This is a genomic window from Streptomyces sp. NPDC020917 (assembly GCF_044333795.1).
Taxonomy (GTDB): Bacteria; Actinomycetota; Actinomycetes; order Streptomycetales; family Streptomycetaceae; genus Actinacidiphila.
Genome location: NZ_JBIRRR010000003.1, coordinates 128596 through 144718 on the forward strand (window position 1 = coordinate 128596; position 16123 = coordinate 144718).

A 16123-nucleotide genomic window follows, 5' to 3' on the forward strand; every position below is an offset into this window, starting at 1 on the left:
AAGCAGCATGCCCTACCGCCGATTCAAGCATGGTCCGGGATTACCACGCTCGAATCAAGAGTTTCAGCGACGGAATCGCGCACCGGCGCCCGGCTGGGGAGCCGCCGCAGAAGTGGGCACGCCTGCACGCCCCGCCAGGTCCGGAGAACGTTCCAAGATCATGTTCGGCGGGTCGAGTCCCGGCGAACGAGCCGAGGGACGAACACGCGGGTCTCGTGGACGTGTTCGTCGCTGGCCTCGATCTCGTCCATGAGCAGGTGCACTGCGGTACGACCCAGGTCTTCCACCGGCTGCTGGACGGTGGTCAGCGGGGTGGCTGCCAGGGTCGCGATGTCCAGGTCGCCGTAACCGACCACGTGCACGTCGCCGGGGATGCGGACGCCGCGTTCCGTCAGCCCCTGGCACACGCCCACCGCAAGGAATTCGTTCGTGCAGAACACCGCGTCCGGGAGCGTGCTCAGGTCGCGGGCGACGGCGGCGCCCGCGGCGACCGTCATCTGCGTGGCGACGGCTTGGTCGAGCCGGGCACCACGGTGGCTGCGGATCGCCTGGCGAGCCCCCTGGTACCGATCGGCGCACTGCCTGATGCCACGACCGCCGTTGACGACGAGGACGTGGCGCGCGCCGCTGTCCAGCAGGTGCTCCACTGCCAGACGGCCGCCCGTGACGTCGTCGACGGCGACCGAACAGCCCTCCTGCGGCGGCATCTTCCGGTCGGTCAGGACCAAGGGGATGCCCCGCCGGCGCAGCCTGGCAAGGCGGTCCGGGTCCGCGCCGAGAGGGACGACCACGACGCCGACCGCGCGCTGTTCGGCGAGCATGTCGAAGTAGTCGCGCTCCCGGTCGGGGTGATCGCCGCTGTCGCACAGGACGAGCGAGAAGCCGTGCTCGTACGCCGCCTCGGCCGCCCCCCGGGCGATCCGTGCGTAGAAGGAGTTGACGATGTCCGGGAGGACGAGCCCGATCGACGAGGCGCGGCCGCTGCGCAGGCCGGCCGCCCCCGGGTGCGGCACATAGTCGAGGTCGGCGATCACTGATCGAACCCGGTCGGCGGTGCGGGCGGTGACGCGCTCGGGGCGGTTGAGGACGTTGGAGACCGTGGACACGGAGACGCCCGCGGCGGCCGCGACGTCCTGGATACGCGCGGGCGGCCTGGTGGTCGTCATGCCCCTCGTCCTCCCATCGCCTGAGTCCCGGCGACGTGTGCCGTCTCCGCCGACGGCGGTGCGGTCACGATGGTAACCGGGCCCAGCAGGCCCGAGACGAGCTGCGAGGGAAAGGTCCAGGCAGTGGGGGTGGCCTCGCTGAAGTACGGGGCCAGCGTGTTGTACACCGTCACGTCGAGGCGCACCGTGCGGCCGGCTGTGCCCGGCAGTGGGAAGCGGTAGGGGGCGCAGAAGGCCTCGCCTGCCTTCTCCCCGTCCACGGCCACCTCGACGGAGCCGCGTACCCGGCCGAGGTCGAGTACGGGCGGTACCGCCGGGTCGTGGCCGGGCGGGATCGTCACCGTACGCGAGTAGCGCAACCCTCCGCTCCAGCCCGCGAGCCCGATGCCGTGCCAGTCGGCCAGCGGGACGGGGGCCTCGGCGATGCGGACGGTGACCGGTCCGGACAGGGCGCTGCCGCCACGGAGAGCAGCAGTGGGCTCGGTGACGATCTCCATCAGCGCGGGCGCCTGGAGAGGCTGTTCCAGGTGGAGTGCGCTGCCGTCGAGCCGCCGCTGGGTGCCGTCCAGCATCACCTCGGCAGCGAGTCGTAGCGGTAGATCCACCGCCACCGTGCCGGCGGGCAAGGTGGCCCGCAGGCGTTGTTGCTGCGGCAGGGCGTTGTCGGTGGCACGCACCGCGTCCACGGTCTCGCCCAGGGCCGGAGCGCCGTGCAGCCATGCGGTGTCGTGCAGCGGGTGCGGTCGGGTCGCGGCGTAGCACGGCTGCAACTCCGTCCAGCGGCCGCGGTGTTCGATCGCCGTACCCCGCCAGTCGCCGGTTTCGGCTTCCCAGCCGGCGCCGCTGACCAGCGCGACGGCTCCGGATCGCGTACGGGCGACCATGTCGACGAAGAGCACGTCCCCGCCATGGACACTGTCGGCGACCAGTTCCAGCAGATGGTCGCCCGCCGGCAGCCGCAAGGCGTGGCGGAAGAACATCGGGGTCGCGCCCCAGGCCGACGCGTAGTACTCGACCTTCTCCTGCCGGGCCACAGCGGCGCCGTCCAGCAGTACGGTGACGCCGGTGGCTGCGCCGACGACGAGGACGGCCTCGGCGGCGTCGTGGTCGAGACGCACGCGGGCACGGTAGGTGGCCTTGCCTGACGGCCGTACCCCATCCGGGAGGCGCATGAACTGGGGCCGCGGTGAGAACGTGCCGGGCCGGGTCAGGCAGAAGTAGCTGCCGAGCGGTTCGGCGTCGGCGTCCGCGGCGAGCCCGGTCCGGACGTCCGCATCGAACAGTTCGTACTCGATGACGTTCAGCGGCTGGTCGACGTCGATGCGGACCGTGGTCAGATAGCCGCTGCCGGTGGGGAGTTCCACGCCGTTCCACCACAGGCGCTTGCCGGCCGCGGCGCCGACGTGGAGGTCGGCGGCGCCGAGCCGGTCCGTCTCGACGATGGCCCGGACCCGGGCAACCGTGCCGTCCGTCGGCATGCGGAGGCGAACGAACTCCTCGCCGACGAAGCCCTTGTGGCCGAGGGTGCCGTAACCGGGATCAGCCACGCCCCGGCAGGCGGAGTGGACCGAGACCTCCCATCCGGCTGCGTCGCCGGCCAGCGGCGCCTGCCCGGCGAGGACGCGGGCGACGGCGTCGCGGTCCAGCGGGTCCGGTGCCTGCCCGACCGGGACCGGGGAGAGTACCCGGACGCGATTGCCGTAGGTCGCCCGCGCGGTCTGCGCCGGGTGACCTGCGGGCCCCTCGGACCATCGGAAGTTCCAGATCTGCAGGTCCTCGATGGGCGACGCGGCGGGCAGCGCCATGTCACCCCAGGTGTTGTCCATGGTCGGGACGAGCCGGCCGCGCCAGCCCGTGGATATGTCGGTCGTGACGGCCGCCGGAGCGGGTGCCGCAGGCGTGGGCTCCGCGGTCGACGCCTCGCCTTCTCGCCAGGCGACGATGACAGCGGGAGCCCCGTTCACCGGCACCTCGATCCTGGAGCGCTGCCCGGACACCGTGACCGGGACGGCCCGACGTACGCCGGTGGCCGGGTCCCAGACCTCCGCTTCCGCCACGACGGCGTTCACCTCGACCGACGACATTCCGGCATAGCGCGCCGGGTCGAAGTCGAAGTCCTCCCACTGCCGAGTCATGGGATCGCGCAGCGGATGGCCGCTGGCGTTGGGGAACGCTCCGGTGACCAGGGCGACGGCCTCGTTTCCCCGGCGGCGGACCAGGAGGGGAACATCGCCGGTGGCGTGGTCGAAGCGGCCGGCCACGGACCTGGCGCCGGACTCGGGGTCGGCGACACGCTCAAGGCGCGGGTGGGCGGCCAGCGCGGTGACCACGGAATCGTCTCCGCCGGTCCCGGCCGCGAAGGCGGGCAGCCGGCCGACGACCACGACCCGGCCGCCGGCATCGAGCAGCGCGACGAGTTGCCGGGCCGTGGCCGTCTCGAGCACGCTCGCGGAGGGCAGCAGGACCGCGGAGAACCGCAGTCCGGCCACCTGCAGCGTGCCGTCGGCGACGTCGGCACGCTGGACCGAGTCGTCGTCGATGACGTCGAAGGCCACCCGCTGCCGGTCCAGTTCACCGATCCGGGTGTGGAACCAGTTGTTGGTGCCGCACAACTGCAGGTAGTGGCGCTGCGTCTCGTCCAGGTCCGTGTGCGCGCCGCCGGCCTGCCCGTCCCCGAAGTGGTCGACGGGCAGGTCCAGCGGCAGCAGCGCCTGCGCAGTGGTGGTCGGGTGCAGGACGGCGACACCGGCGCTGTACGTTCCCCACGACATGATCGATGCGATGCGGGAGACGGCCTGGGAGAAGGCCGGGTACTGCTTCCAGTACGGCTGGCGCCAGTCGGTCGACGGGGGTGCCCATTCGAACCAGCCGCCCGCTGTGCCGAAGTAACTGGCGTGCGGGTTGTACAGGTTGGCGCCGCTGCGCAGGAAGGGCAGCAGCCAGTCGTACGTGTCCTCCAGCGTCCCGCCCCAGCCGGAGGAGTGGAACGCCTCGATCCACACCCGCTCGTGGCCGTAGAGGTGGGCCATCGACGAGTGGATCTTCGCGTCGCCTTCGTGGTCGCTGCCCGCGGCGCTGTACCAGCGGTGGGTGCGGAAGTAGTCGGTGTAGAGCTGCGTGGACTGCGTGGGGTGTCCCGCCCGCGCCGGGTTGCTCTGGTCTGCGCCCAGCAGCATGCCGCGGCTGTCGTGCCATCGGCCGAGCGGCTTGAAGAGCGCTTCCTCGGTCAGCTCGGCGCGGACGCCGTAGTAGTCGGTGCGCACCTTGGCGGCCTGCCGGCCGCCGAGCCGGAACAGAGCGGGCAGGTGGTCGAGGAGGTCGTAGCCCCGGCGGGCCGTGAACTCCGAAGGAAAGCGGGACGTCCAGGAGTTGGTGGCGGGCAGCTCGTCCTGGAAGCTTCCGGCGATGACGTTGCCCAGATGCTGCGGAACGCGGCGTTCGTACTCTCCGTGGACGGTGTCCATCAGGAGACCGACGGCGTGCGGGTCCAGGTAGTCGAAGGCCGTCGGGACGGAGGTGACCAGCAGGACCTCGGTGCCGTCGGAGGTGTCCGCGACCTGGAGCCGGCTGCCGTCCGCCCCGTACGCGCCGATCAGTGTCTCGGTGCCCAGCAGGTCGACCCGACCGCCGGTGACGACCGCGTCACGGCAGCGCAGCGCCTGGCCGGCCGCCTCCGGGTGTCGGTGGGTGATGCCGCCCTGGACGTTGGCGCCCGAGAAGCCCACCTGGTCGTAGAACCACAGCCGCATGCCGAGCCGCTGCGCGATCTCGCAGGTGTCGCTGAACCGCGCCCACCACTCCTCGCTGAACCAGGCCGGATCGTCGGCCTTGGCACCGAACGCGGGCCCCGCCGGGGCCAGGTTGATCACGACAAGGTTGTGGATGCCACCCGCAGCGAACCTGCGCATCTGCCACTCGAGCCGTTCCCGGGTGACCTTGGCGCCCGACCACCACCACAGCGGCGTCGGACCGAAGTCGCGGGGCGGGTTCCGGAACAACTCGGTGAGGGTGCGTGAGAGCACAGTGCCGCGGTCCTCTCGCTGACTTCGGACACTCAAGGAATTGGAACGATTTTACCGTCGTCACCGTACGCGTCGGATGTGGCTTGTACCAGCCCTCGATCACCTGCTTCATGCGCGATTTGCGTGCCTCATCCCCCTTCGCGCCCGGCGACAGGAAGGAGTTCCAGCGTCTTGAAAAAACGTTCCAATCGGCTCTACAGTCACTGCCATTGCTCAGTGTCACCGCTCTCGTGCGTTCAGGCGCCGTCGCGCATCCGCTGAAGGAAGGCACAGCCCCGATGACTCCGAAGGAATCAGCGCTCAGGGTCGATGCGACCGAACCGGACCGGACCCCCGACGCAGCGCACCGGGTGGCCGCTCTGCGCAGGCTTCTCCCGCCCGCACCGCGCAGGGCGGCCCGGATCGGCCTGGTGGCAGGCGGCCTCGGCGCCTACTGGCCCCAGTTCCCTGACCTGCTCCCGCAGTTGCGGGAGTCGGCCCGTTACGTCACCGAGCGGTTCGAGGCACTGGACGCGGAGGTGACCGACGTCGGCTTCATATCGGACGCCCGCGAGGCCGAAACCGCCGCCGAGCGGCTGCGCCGAGCGGACTGCGACCTGATCGTGGTGTTCCTGGCCACTTACCTGACGTCGTCGATGGTCCTGCCGATCGCGCAGCGTTCGGGGACCCCGGTCCTGGTGATCGATCTCCAGCCGACGGAGCGGATGGACCACGCGTCCTTCGACACGGGCGCGTGGCTGGCCTACTGCGGGCAGTGCCCCGTCCCCGAGGTGGGCAACGTCTTCCGCCGCGCGGGCATCCCGTTCCGTTCCGTGTCGGGTTGGCTGCGCGACCCCAACGCCTGGCGACGCATCGAGCAGTGGGTCGCCGCGGCGAAGGTCCGAGCGGCGCTGCGGCACGCCCGCCATGGCCTGATGGGCCATCTGTACCCCGGGATGCTCGATGTCTCGACCGACATGACGCTGCTGTCCGCTCAGTTCGGCTCGCATGTCGAGGTTCTCGAGTTCGACGATCTGCGGGTGCGGGTCGCCGCTGTCACGGATGCGGAGGCCGAGGAGCGGATGGACCTGGCCCGGGAGATCTTCACCCTCGACGACTCCGTGGTGGCGGAGGACTTCGCCTGGGGGGCCAGGGTCTCCGTCGGACTCGACCGGCTGGCCGAGGACTTCGGGCTGACCACACTCGCCTACTACCACCGCGGACTCGGCGGCGAGCAGCACGAACGGCTCGGCGCGGGAATGATCCTGGGGGCGTCGCTGCTGACCGCACGCGGCATTCCGGCCGCCGGCGAATTCGAACTGCGTACATCGGTCGCGCAGCTGGTGTCCGAGAGCCTGGGGGCGGGAGGCTCGTTCACCGAGATCCAGGCGCTCAACTTCTCCGACGGCGTGGTCGAGATGGGGCACGATGGTCCGGCGCATCTGGCGGTGAGCGCACGGGATCCGCTGCTGCGGGGACTGGGTGTCTACCACGGCAAGCGCGGATGGGGTGTCTCCGTGGAGTTCGACGTCAGACACGGCCCGGTCACCGCTTTCGGTATCGGTCAGGATCAGGACGGCACCTTGGTGTTCATCGCCTCGGAGGGGGTGACCGTACCCGGGCCGCTGCTGGAGATCGGCAACACCACCAGCCGGGTCGACTTCGGCCGCGACCCCGGCGAATGGGTGGACGCCTGGAGCGAGACGGGCATCGGGCACCACTGGGCCCTGTCCACCGGCCACCGCGCTGCCGACTACAAGGCGGCCGCCCACCTGATGGGGGTGCCCTTCCGGCAGGTGTGACTCACGGATCACGCGTCGGCCCGGTCCGGAGGTCTTCGGCGCGGAGGGCAAGAAGGCCAGTTGCTGAGCCGAGCGACACAGCGCCCGGTGAACCACCGCCGGCCCCGACCTCAACGCCCCGGATCCAAGTGGTTCTGCATCGATGTCGCCAGCTTGACCGAGATCTTGTCGTGAGCGGCGACGGTCGGATGCGTGCCGTCGGTCGTCTCGGTCGCCGTATCGATCCACCCAGTGGTGTCGACGTACGTCACCTTCGCGTCTCCGGCAGCGTTTCTCGCGCTTACGGTCTCAGAGATCTCGTTTCTGTGAGCGGTATTAAATGGTGACATGGCAAAAATCACCGCTTCAGGATAGTACGTTCGCAGATTCTCGAGGAACGTCGCATACGCAGGCTTGAAATTCGGCGCCTTTGTGCCTGTTGAAGGGTCATTGGTGCCGAGATTGATGACGACGTAGTCCGGTACGTATTCCGAGGTGTCCCATTCCGGTACGGCCGATTCGCCCGGAACGTATTCCGACAGCTTGGTGTAACGGCTCACCATCCCTGACGAGTCCGGCCCGCCTGACCCCGCGGCCACCGCTATCCCGCCGAACGCAACAGTATTGTGGGAAAAACCCAGGAGCTCAGGCGTCTTAAAGCTGAAGGAGCTCCCCAGCGAATTGGTCAGTCCGGCCCCGATGTATCCCACTGAAATTGAGTCGCCTATGAACTCCATGGTCGGCCTCCCGGCACACGGATGCACGCTTGCGCCGTGGTCGACCCTGAAGTACTCGATCTTCGGGAAGGACTGCTGGTACTCCGAATAGACCTTGACTGAATGAAGCCCCTCCTGGAGTCCTGATGCAATGGTCAGCGTACCGTTCGCGTTGATGTTGCGCTGGAACGCGCCGCCGTCCACCGCGTAGAGAAGTCTGCACGGCGCCTCAAGCGTCACGGAGAGAGACGTTCCAGTGAAATGGAACTCGAGACCGCTTTCGAAGTACCCGTAAAAGGATCCGTTCGCTTGCTCCTTCCAGCGCCCCCAGTACTGGATATTATGGGCACTCGCCGGGATCAAGCCCTTGGCGTATGAGGCCGAACCATCTGCGTGAAGAGTCGGCTGCGTGTCGAGCAGTGTTGCCGGGAGGCTGCCGCCACTGGGGCTCGCCGCTGCGACCGCGCGATGCGACGTACCCAGGATGATCCCGCCCGCTGCGATCGGAATTGCTCTGAGGAGCGCCCTCCTGTCGATCCTGCCGGCACCTCTCCCCATGACCTCGGAATCCCGTTCGGACATACCGCCGCCTCCTTCGATGCGTTTTGGGCTCAGGGTGTTGACGAACGTGCCTTCTTCGGCTCGTTCGGCCCAAGGGAACGGTAACGACCGGCCTCCTGCTAGTCCTTGGACTATGTTGTCCGAATACCGGACGATATTTCCTGGCTCCGCTCCACCCTGCAGCGCCGCTTCGAGGATCGAGGTGGATCAGTCAACATCCTCCAGGTTTTGCCCAATTCGGTGCCAGTGGCCGGGCTGCGACGAGGGGCTAGTGTCCTTGGCGCGGAGTCACCGGTTCGAGGTCGCCTTGTGCCGGCGGATCATTTCCCTGAGGTGGCTGCGTACACGTACGAGGTGCGTCTCATCGTTGGAGGTTGCGCTATGTCTCGTGGAACGGGTTCAGGAGCGGACGGGCTCAGCCGCCGTGGTGCGTTGAAGGTGGCGGCGGCGGTATCGGGTGCGGCAGTGCTGGGTCTTCGAACGAAGGGTGCGACGGCGGCTGGCATGCCGGACGCGCGTTCCGCTCGAACATTGGTCGGCGCGATTCGATGGGACGCGTGGGTGGGCGGTGAGTACCACGTCGGCAGCACGGTGAACCGGACGCTGTCTCCGCAGGAGTATCAGTTCCGGCTGCCGTACTACGCCGACATCACCGTGCCTGGTCGCGTGCTGGTGGATCAGGGCTTCGACAGCGACACGACAGGGGCTGCCCCGTCGGGGTGGAGTGTGTCGGCGCCGAGTGCAACCACCGTAGCGGTGGCCGCCAGGCCGGACGGCGGTGGCAAGTGCGTGTACCTGCATGACGCTTCCGGGTCGGACATGGCGTCGATGACGCACACGTTCACTCCCCAGAACAGGGCTCTGACGGTCGAGTGGGAGTGGAAGGAGACGGTCGCCGGCAAGTGGTCCCGAGCGCTGCTGGTTGCCGGATCGAGTGCGGTCGTCGACATCGCGACTCGGGTGGATGCCACGGGCAAGCAACTGGTGTACCGCGCACCCGACGGGAGCTGGAATGTCATCCAGGCCATTGCCGACGACACCTGGTATGCGCTGAAGGTGATCGCTGATCCGGCGCCGCCGCAGGAGTCCGCGCCGTGGGTGGACATCTTCGTCGACGGGGTGCGCAGGGTCAGCCACGCAGCCTTGCTCGTGTCCGCGCCGACGTTCGACAGCCTGACCCTCCGCACCAACGAGACGCTGACGTCGGATCTGTACATCGACAACGTCAGCGTCGAGGTGACCGAGTCGGTGAACAGCGATGGGGCCAGCCAGGGCGTCATGGACCAGGAGATTCACTACGCGGCTGCGGCGGGCATCGACTACTGGGCCTTCGTGTACTACCCCCAGGAGCCGTTGGCGCAGGGCAGGGAGCTGTATTTGTCCAGCGCGTACAAGGACGACGTCAACTGGTGTGCCATCGCGGACGGCAATTTCCTCTCGGCGTTCGATGCGAACCTTGCAGAGCTGGCGTCACATTTCGGCGAGACGAATTACCAGAAGGTACTCAGTGGCCGCCCGCTGGTCTACTTCTTCTCCGCCCCCACTGCCGACCAGGTCACCAAGATGAGGGCCAAGGCCACCGAGGCAGGGGTACCGGATCCGTACATCGTGGTCATGGGGTGGACCGCGCCGAGCGCCGGCGCCCTGAAGACCGCGGTCGGCGCTGACGCCGTCAGCCGGTACGCGACCGGAGCCGGGAACGGGGCTGCGTATTCCTCGCTCGCTGCGTCCGAAACCGCCCAGTGGTCCGACTACGCGACCGCGGCCGGGCAGGTCGTTCCCACCGTGACCACCGGATGGGACGAGCGGCCCCGATACGACTACCCGGTCTCCTGGGAGCCCGACTACTCGACGTTCGCGAACAGTTGGGCCCAGCAGGCGACGCCCGGTGAAATCGCGACCCACCTCGGCGGAGCCGTCAGCTGGAGCAACACCCACACGGCGAACACGCCGGCCAACACTGTTCTGATCTACGCGTGGAACGAGTTCGACGAAGGCGGCTGGATCTGCCCGACCCTGGCCGAGATACAGAACAGTGGCAGGCCGCTGCGCCTGGACGCCATCGCATCGGTCCCCCGGACCTGACGTTCTCACCCATCTGTCGCAGAACGGAGCTCCGTTCCTTCATGACCACCCCAGTCGAGCCTGAGGATTCTCACGATGCCGATACGACCGTGGAGATCGTCGAACTCGCCACGGCCGATGATGCGGGCCTCGTTGCAACGGGTGCCGGCAGACCCTTGCTGGCCTGGCGGTTGAGCGCGGAAGATCCCTCGTTCTCGCAGCGCGGCTACGAAGTCCAGTGGGCCGCCGATGACGGCTTCCGCACGGGTGTGGTCAGCAGCGGCACGGTGTCGAGCGACCGGAGTCACGACATCCAGATGCCCGGGCCCCCGCTGCTCAGCAGGGAGGTGCGCTGGTGGCGGGTGCGGGTCCGCACCGATCGCGGATGGACGGGATGGAGCGGCCCTGCGCATGTCGAGGCGGCGCTGCTGGAGCAGGGGGACTGGTCGGCTCGCCCCATCGCGCTGGGATCCGACATCGGCCGCCGCACAGCGGGGCCTGCGCCGATGTTCCGCCGTGAGTTCCGGGTCCCTCCGAACTGGCGATCCGCCCGCCTGTATGTGACCGCGCTGGGAGTGCACGACACCCGCCTGAACGGGGTGGCCGTCAGCGAGGACCTGCTGGAACCAGGCTGGACCAGCTACGGGCACCGGCTGCTCTACTCCACCTATGACGTGACGCGGATGCTCGAACCCGGCGCCAACGTGATCAGTGCGACGGTCGGGGACGGATGGTACCGGGGCACGCTCACCTGGGAGTCGCACCGCAACGTCTACGGGGACGCCACCGCGCTGATCGCCCAACTCGAAGTCGTTCTGGACGACGGGGAACGGCTCGCGGTGTCCACGGACGACGCCTGGCGGGCGTCCACGGGCGAGATCGCCTCGGCGGGTCTGTACGAAGGAAGCGCCATCGACCTGCGGAACCGCCAGGACGGGTGGCAACTCCCGGGTTTCGACGACAGCGCATGGGCCCCGGTTGTCACCCTGGACCTCCCCGCAGGGCTCGAGCAGCGAGCCATGCCCGCCGTCCGTGTGATCGAGACCCGATCGCCTGGCCTCGCCGCCCGTTCGCAGCGGATACGGGTCGACGCGGGACAGAACCTCACGGGCTACGTCCGCATCACCGCCGCGGGCATGCGCGGCGCCAAGGTGGTCGTCCGGCATGCGGAAGTCGTCGACGGGAACGACGAACTCCACACCGCCGCGCTGAGGGGCGCCACTTCCACGGACACGTACGTCCTGGCCGATGAGCGCGCGACGGTCCTCAGCCCTGCATTCACCGTCCACGGATTCCGCTACGCCGACATCACCTTCGATCCCGGTGTGACGATCGGCGAGGTCGAGGTTGTCGTGGTGGCTTCGGACCTCTCCGTCACGGGCGCTTTCTCCTGCTCCGAGGAGTCCGTCAACAGGCTCTTCGACAATGTCCTGTGGTCCCAACGGGGCAACTTCCTGTCGCTTCCCACCGACTGCCCCCAACGTGACGAGCGCCTGGGCTGGACCGGGGACATCCAGGTCTTCGCCGCTACGGCCTGCCACATCGCCGACTCGCGGTCGTTCTTGCGCAACTGGCTGCGGGATCTGGCGGTGGAGCAGCGAGCGGACGGTTGCGTCCCCAACGTCGTTCCCGACGTGCTGCACCTGGTGGACGGAAGCGACTTCGAGTTCGGCAGCACCGGGTGGGCGGATGCCGCAGTGATCGTGCCCTGGGCGCTCTACGAGGCGTACGGCGACGTGGACGTGCTGGCGCGGCACTACGACTCGATGTCGCGGTGGGTGGAGTGGAGCCGGCGGCAGTTGGACGGCGACGGCATATGGTCGAGCGGGTTCCACTTCGGTGACTGGCTGGACCCTGGTGCGCCGTCCGAGCGCCCCTACGAGGCAACGACACCGACGCCTTTCGTGGCGACTTCCTCCTTCGCCCACAGCGCTCGGCTCCTCGCCCGTGTGGCGCTGCTCCTCGGCCGCGACCAGGACGCCGAGCGCTACGCGGGAATCGGCGACGCCGCGGCCGGGGCAGCGTGGGCACGCTTCGCCGACGAGGCCCTCGGCACGCAGACCGGTTGTGCCCTCGCCTTGGAGTTCTGCATCGCGCCACAGGAAGATCGCGCAAAGATCGGAGAGCGGCTGGCGGACCTGGTACGGACCTCCCAGGGACGCATTTCCACCGGCTTCCTGGGCACCCCCCTGGTGCTGCCGGCGCTGACAGCGGCGGGACAGCACGAGCAGGCGTACCGGTTGCTGCTCAACGATCGATGCCCGGGTTGGCTGCACCAGGTCCGCCAAGGCGCGACGACGATCTGGGAGCGTTGGGACGCCCTGGATGAGTCAGGCACCATCCACGCCGGTGACCTGGACGACGGAGCGTCCATGATGTCCTTCAACCACTATGCCTATGGAGCCGTCGCAGCGTGGCTCTTTCGCTCCGTCGCGGGGCTGGCGCCCGACGCCGAGGCCCCCGGCTACCGCAGGATCGTGTTCGCCCCTGTCCCGGGCGGCGGACTGACCTGGGCGCAGGCGGAGATGAAGACCCGTTACGGGGTGGCCGCGATCCGCTGGGAACTCGACACGGATCGCTCGTTGTTCATCGCGGACGTCGAGGTTCCCGGCGGAGCGTCGGGGCTCTTCATTCTGCCGCCCGGCACCCGGGAGTCCCACCGCGACGGCGCTGAGCCCACCGCCTGCGGGTACGGAGTTCACCAAGGCCGAACGGCTATGACCCTACGAGCGGGGCGTCACCGGTTGGTGCTCGACGTACGGCACGAGTGAGCAGTGACCGGCGGTTCCACGCCGATCGCTGCTCGGTGGCGTCAAGGGTGCGACGTCAACCGTCCGGCAACGGAACCCGATACACCCGCCGGGCCTCCGCCGAAGCCTGCCGCATGGCCGGCGCCGGCGGGGTCCGTCAACGCGATCGGCTCCAGCGCGGGCGCCCGGCAGGAGACGTGGAACCCGTGATCAGCCGGTCGCGGTGATCCAGTAGCGGACGGTGTCCGCCGGGCCGGGCAGATCGAGTCGGGCAAGACCGTACAGCCCGCGGCGGCCCTCCCAGCCGGCTGGGACCACGGCGACGTCGGCGATACCGCCGTCCACCCGGATCTCCACGGTCTCGTCGGCCAGACGCAGGCGCACACCGTCGGGCAGGCGCTCGACAGTCGTGCGGTCGGGTGCGCCGATGTCGGCCGGGTACGGGACCAAGAGGGTCGGGTGCGCGTTCGCACCGGGCACCGATTCCTCGACTTCGATGCCTTTGCGCCCGTCCGTGAGCAGGCGGACGGCGAGGCGGTGGCGGCGGGCGGGTGCGCGGTCGGTGGCGGGGATCCCGGTGTCCAGGACGAGCGCCGCCTCTGGCTCGGAGAATACCGGGACACACGGGGTGTGGCGACGCGCGGAGAGCACCTCCAGGGGCTGCCGGCCCGGGCCGGCGCGCAGTGCGAGGCCGATGGCCGCCTTGCCGGCCTCGACGGTGGCCTGCGCCACGCCGAAGCCGAGGCTGCGGCCGGGGCCGAAGACGAGGTCGGCGATGCCGAAGGCGTCGTACGACTCGGCCGGGTCGCCGTCCAGGTGGACGCTGACGCATCCCCGGTGCGCGACCGTCCGGAAGATCGGTGCCCCTTCGACGCGTACCGCCTCGCGGGCGTCGAGCGCCGGCGCCGGATCCCCAGGCCATCCGGGACCGCCGTAGCCGTCCATCAGGGCGTCGGCGAGGAAGGCGAGGGCCAGCGAGGAGTAGTGGGCGTCGGCGGTGTAGATCTCGTAGCCGACGCGCAACTCAGCCGGCAGCACGTTGTCGACGGGGCTGAACGGACCGCCGGCACGCTGGCGTTGGCCCAGCAGGTGGACGGCGCGATCGGCGGCGGCGCGGGCGGCCCCGGCAAGGTCCTGGTCGCCGCCGTCGCCTGCGAACCAGCCCGCGGCGAGGGTGAAGAAGGCCGCCTGCTGACCGACGGTCCAGCTCTGCCCGGTGCTCCGGTGCGCGGAGGCCATCGACCCGTCGGAGAGCTGCATGTCGAGCGAGCGGCGCAGTCCGGTCTCCAGCAGCCGGGCGAGGACGGGCCGCAGCTCGCCGTCGTAGCCGTCGGTGAGGATCTCGGCGAGGTGGCCGCGGGTGAACAGGTCGTAGGAATTGGGAAGTCCGGGCTCGGCGTAGAAGCCGCGTTCGAGGTCGATGAGCTCCTCGAAAAACACCGCGATCAGCCGGTCGATGTCCTCCCGGGTGTACCCGGACAGCCCCTCCCGGTAGCGGATCCATTCACCGCGGAGCCAGACCGCCGCCCAGTTGAGCGGTGGGCGGAACTTGAAGGACTTCTCCGGGTCGACGGCGGCGGCCTGTTCCCGAAGGGCGCGTACGGTGTCGGCGTCGGCGCCGATACGCGGCAGTATCCGCAGGGTCTTCAGGATCGGAGGCCAGGTGAAGTCGCGGTGGTTCACACGGCCGGTCACGCTGCCGGTGGTGCGGTCGAAGGTAGAGGCGCACGCGGGGAGTTCGGGGTCGGCGGTATGGCCGAGGGCCGCGGTGATGCCGCGGACCGCCCGTTCCAGACGGTCCGGTCGTCCTTCGGGCGGGCCGAGCAGGGCGAGGACGGCGTTGCCGTAGGCGTGGTAGGCGGTGCCGTACTGCGTGGGTTCTCCGAAGCAGGGGTCGTGGAGCTCGCCGGAGTCCTGGAGGTGGTCACGGAAGCTGTCCACTCCGGCTTCGAGGATTCCCAGGGCCGTATCACGTTGGTCTGGCATGTCAGCGTTCCCATCAGGGTTCTCAGGAGCCCGGGGGCCGGGCACTCGGCAGGTGGGCGGAGGGAGACCGGCCCAGTCGTGCGGACGTCGTCCCGGGGGCCGGGGTCACCCGCTCATCGCCGCCGTCGCACGCTGCGACGACGCTCGGACCACCAGCTCAGGCCGCAGGACCAGGTGCTCGTGCTCGTGCTTGTGCTCGTGCGTCAAAGGGGTGGCGCCTTCCCGTAGGAGTAACCGGACGGCCTGCCTGCCCATCTCCGCCGACGGCCGTTGCACCGTCGTCAGCGGAACGACGGCCGACAGTCCGTGCGCCCCGTCGTCGAAGCCGACCACGGCCACGTCATCGGGCACCCTGAGGCCGGCACGGTACAGCGACTGCAGCACCCCCGATGCCAGGGCGACGTCAGCGCAGACGATCGCCGTCGGGCGACAGGAGCGGGCCAGCAGTTCGTCCCCGGCCTGCCTGCCGGCCTCGGGCGTCAGGGCGCCGGCACGTACCGTGAGCGGGCCCTTGACCGGCGGACCCTGTTGCGGGGACAGCGACGCGGGCCCGTCGACCCAGGCGATGGCCCGGTGTCCTCGTTCGCGGAGATGCCGCAGGGCATCGATTCCGCCGGCGGTGTCGTCTATGCGCAGGGAACATGTGGAGGGCCGCGGACGGTGATCGCCGACGACGACCGAAGGAAGACCGCGTTCGCGCAGAGCCCCTGATGCCTGATCGGTCCATTCGCCCGCCACCAGTACGACGCCGTGAACTCGCTGGGAGGCAAGGAACGAAACGTAGCCCGCCGCTTCCGCATCCTGCGGGCGCCCGGAGTGAACCATCGTGCCGAATCCCCTCCCGGATGCTTCTTCCTCGATCCCGCGGTTCAGTTCGACGGCTGACGGCGCCGCCAACTCCGGCAGCATGACGGCGATGACGGGAGCGGGCAGTCCGTGCAACTGCCGCGCCCCTTCCGTGCGCACGAATCCCAACGCGCCGATCGCGTCCTGTACGCGCTGCCGGGTGGCGGCAGCCACGATGGCAGGGCGGTTCAGGACGTTGGACACCGTGGCGATGGACACGCCGGCTTCCTTTGCGACCTCGTGGATCGTCAC

8 protein-coding genes are annotated in these 16123 nt (G+C 69.3%); 3 read left to right on the top strand and 5 right to left on the bottom strand.

The window, feature by feature from the left end; all coding sequences use genetic code 11:
- Positions 1 to 158 precede the first annotated feature (158 nt).
- On the bottom strand, positions 159 to 1166 hold the full coding sequence (locus ACH4TG_RS07910) for a LacI family DNA-binding transcriptional regulator (RefSeq protein ID WP_398241303.1): 1008 nt from the start codon (positions 1164 to 1166) through the stop codon (positions 159 to 161).
- Positions 1163 to 5188 (bottom strand): glycosyl hydrolase, encoded by a 4026-nt coding sequence (locus ACH4TG_RS07915; RefSeq protein WP_398241304.1) that lies wholly within the window; start codon positions 5186 to 5188, stop codon positions 1163 to 1165. Before ACH4TG_RS07915 ends, ACH4TG_RS07910 begins: the two co-directional genes overlap by 4 nt.
- A 278-nt stretch (positions 5189 to 5466) precedes the next feature.
- Between ACH4TG_RS07915 and ACH4TG_RS07920 the strand changes: the two genes are divergently transcribed.
- The gene (locus tag ACH4TG_RS07920; RefSeq protein ID WP_398241305.1) at positions 5467 to 6969 is read left to right on the top strand and encodes an arabinose isomerase; all 1503 of its coding nucleotides are present in this window, start codon (positions 5467 to 5469) and stop codon (positions 6967 to 6969) included.
- Between the two features lie 110 nt (positions 6970 to 7079).
- Here ACH4TG_RS07920 and ACH4TG_RS07925 read toward each other — a convergent pair whose 3' ends face one another.
- Positions 7080 to 8246 (bottom strand): SGNH/GDSL hydrolase family protein, encoded by a 1167-nt coding sequence (locus ACH4TG_RS07925; RefSeq protein WP_398241306.1) that lies wholly within the window; start codon positions 8244 to 8246, stop codon positions 7080 to 7082.
- A 483-nt stretch (positions 8247 to 8729) separates the two neighbouring features.
- Between ACH4TG_RS07925 and ACH4TG_RS07930 the strand changes: the two genes are divergently transcribed.
- Together ACH4TG_RS07930 and ACH4TG_RS07935 are read left to right on the top strand one after the other, a co-directional pair.
- Positions 8730 to 10310 (top strand): hypothetical protein, encoded by a 1581-nt coding sequence (locus tag ACH4TG_RS07930; RefSeq protein ID WP_398241307.1) that lies wholly within the window; start codon positions 8730 to 8732, stop codon positions 10308 to 10310.
- Complete coding sequence (locus ACH4TG_RS07935; RefSeq protein ID WP_398241308.1) at positions 10202 to 13060, top strand: family 78 glycoside hydrolase catalytic domain; 2859 nt, start codon at positions 10202 to 10204, stop codon at positions 13058 to 13060. The genes ACH4TG_RS07930 and ACH4TG_RS07935 overlap by 109 nt, the downstream gene beginning before the upstream one ends.
- 189 nt (positions 13061 to 13249) lie before the next feature.
- On the opposite strand, the gene ACH4TG_RS07940 is transcribed toward ACH4TG_RS07935, so the two are convergent.
- A complete protein-coding gene (locus tag ACH4TG_RS07940; protein WP_398241309.1) occupies positions 13250 to 15025 on the bottom strand; it encodes a hypothetical protein in 1776 nt (591 codons plus the stop codon).
- Between the two features lie 105 nt (positions 15026 to 15130).
- Complete coding sequence (locus tag ACH4TG_RS07945) at positions 15131 to 16123, bottom strand: LacI family DNA-binding transcriptional regulator (RefSeq protein WP_398241310.1); 993 nt, start codon at positions 16121 to 16123, stop codon at positions 15131 to 15133.